Below are 1328 nucleotides of genomic sequence, written 5' to 3'. Positions count from 1 at the left end.
GTCATCTTGTCTCCGAAAGACGGATGGCGAAGGTCTTTATTTTGGTTCAATCGATAATGCAACCTGCCGTCCGCACCTTTCCACACCTTGTCGGGCATGCCGTCGCCGTTGATGTCTACAAGGGCGATGCGTCCTTCGTTGTTCGTCTTGGTGTAAGAATAAGAACCGCCCGCATTAACCGACGCCGGACCCCAGCCGGCCCCGACCATGACACCGCCACCTACTGTGTTTCCTTTGGCAGAGCCGCCGCCGAGAAGGGAAAGCCTTTCGTCAAAGTTCCCGATGTGCAATTTAACAAGCCGGCCATAGTTGTCCTTTTCTGCCGTATAAATTACGGGCGTATCGGAGAAAATGCCTTTTGTTATGTCATTATAATAACTGAACGTTTGTGTTGCAACATGATTGTCTTTACTATCTAATTGCTCAATGCTGTCCAAAAGCGTTTTGGAAAAGACACCTTCCTTATAATGAAGCGCATAAGCGCGCAGCAGCTCGCTGTTGTGCTTCACTTCCACGCGTTCGAGCAGGGCATCGTCGGTTTGCAGCACACCCAAACGACCGCTCTTGACCACATCCTTGCGCGCATCCCACTTGAAAGCGAACTGTACGCTATAAGCTCCCTCCTCGTCTTTGCTGCCCGTATAGCGGTAGGTTTCGGGATAAAGGTTGTCGCTGCGTTTGCGGTATTTGTAAGAAACGAAATTGCCGTGGGTGTCTTGCGTCTTGCAAAGTGCCCAGCGCAGGATGTTGCCATTGCCGTCTTTGAGCACGGCACCTTCGTCCACCGTACCGTCCACGCCTCCGAAATAAGACACAGTACCGTCTTTGGAGGTTACTTCCCACGTGTAGTTCTGCGGACTGTCGCCCCTGCGGATAATCTTGGCAAAGCCGCCCTCTACAAGCGGATAGAAACGTTTGTCTTTGGTTCTCGCTGGTGCATCAGTGGTGCGGTAGGTGCGGTCGTTGAGCTTGCTGCCCATGAGCAGGTAGCTTTCGCTTTCCTTATCGGCATCGAAACGGGGAACACCCCAGCGGGTTTCGATGTCGATGCTTTGCAGAGGAAGGCTCCAACCGTAACCCACATAAGAAGAACCGCCGTCGCTGCTGTATTGCAGACCCACGCTCGGCTGCATGCCCGCCCGTCCTTTGGGCAGTTCAAAGGGATAGCTTAGTGCTGCCGTTCCGCTTTGATTGGCGGTGGGCGCGCTCACCGTTGTGATGCCGGCACTCGGGTCGGCTGCTTTGAGTTCGCTGATGCCCGTGGGTACGTAGTTCTGCGTTTCGGGATTCTCAGGCACTTTGATGATGCCATTGATGACGTCGGTAAA

At 53.5% G+C, this 1328-nt stretch carries 1 protein-coding gene; it reads right to left on the bottom strand.

Features of this window, described 5'->3' with window-relative positions; all coding sequences use genetic code 11:
• Window positions 1-1328: SpvB/TcaC N-terminal domain-containing protein (locus HMPREF2955_RS01565; protein ID WP_305775575.1), on the bottom strand; the 1328-nt coding region annotated here is incomplete at both ends.

Source organism: Prevotella sp. HMSC073D09 (assembly GCF_001814145.1).
GTDB classification, from domain to species: Bacteria; Bacteroidota; Bacteroidia; order Bacteroidales; family Bacteroidaceae; genus Prevotella; species Prevotella conceptionensis.
The sequence above is the reverse complement of the archived record's forward strand: the minus strand, read 5'-3'. Positions and strand labels throughout refer to the sequence as shown.